The sequence below is a fragment of the Streptomyces sp. NPDC006624 genome (genome assembly GCF_040611555.1).
Lineage (GTDB): Bacteria > Actinomycetota > Actinomycetes > Streptomycetales > Streptomycetaceae > Streptomyces.
Genome location: NZ_JBEXOM010000095.1, coordinates 1 through 1,102 on the forward strand (window position 1 = coordinate 1; position 1,102 = coordinate 1,102).

A 1,102-nucleotide genomic window follows, 5' to 3' on the forward strand; every position below is an offset into this window, starting at 1 on the left:
GGCGACGACGGCGCCCGATACGCACCACCCGAGAACTCCGGCTCCGGCAACGCACGCCGATCCAGCTTGCCGTTCGGATCCAACGGCAACCGGTCGAGAACGACCAGCGCGGCGGGCACCATGAACTCCGGCAGGCGGTCGGAGACGAACCGGCGAACCTCGGTGGCGTCGAGCCGGTCACCGGTGGGCACCAGGTAGCCCACGAGCTGTTTGCCGCCGTCCGCCTCCCGGACCAGCGCGGCGGCCTGGGTGACCCCGGGGTGCGCGGTGAGGGCGGCCTCCACCTCCGCGGGTTCGATGCGGAAGCCCCGCACCTTCACCTGGGTGTCGTCGCGTCCGACGCACTCCAGTTGGCCGTCGGTCGTCCAGCGGGCCAGGTCGCCGGTGCGGTACATGCGGCTGCCCGGCGCACCGAACGGGTCGGCGACGAAGCGCTCGGCGGTCAGCCCGGGCCGCTCGTGGTAGCCACGGCCGACGGCGCCGGCCACGTAGAGTTCGCCGACCACGCCCACCGGGACGGGGGTGAGTCCGGGCCCCAGGACGTAGGTGCGCATGTTGCCGAGGGGCAGGCCGATCGGGGCACTGCTGCCGCGGTCCCAGCGTTGCGAGGCAGGCAGCTCGAAGGTGGTCGCGTAGAAACTCTCGCTCTGGCCGTAGCCGTTGAGGATCCGGGTGGCGGGCAGGGCGGCGCGGACCCGGTTCATGAGAGAGGCCGGCAGTACCTCGCCGGCGAAGATCACCGCGTCGACCGAGGTGCGGTCGGCTATCTCGTCGAGCAGTTCGGCGAAGACGGACGGCACGCAGCTGATCACGCTGCCGGTCCAGCTGTCGCGTTCGGCCAGTTCGAGCACGTCGCGCACGATCTCGACGACTCCGCCGGCGCCGAGCGCCGTGAAGATCTCGAATACGGACACGTCGAAGTTGACGGAGGTGCCCGCGAGCATGCGGGAACCCTCACCGACACCGACCCGTTCGATGAGCCGGGCCACACCGTTGACGGCACCCGAGTGGGTGATGGCGACGCCCTTGGGATTGCCGGTGGAGCCGGAGGTGTACATCACGTACGCCACGTTCTCCGCCCGCAGCGGCGCCGACCGCTCCC

General features: G+C 71.1%; 1 protein-coding gene. It reads right to left on the bottom strand.

Annotated features, from left to right (window positions below):
- On the bottom strand, positions 1-1,102 hold a 1,102-nt coding region (locus ABZY20_RS37405; protein ID WP_356448018.1), incomplete at both ends, for an amino acid adenylation domain-containing protein.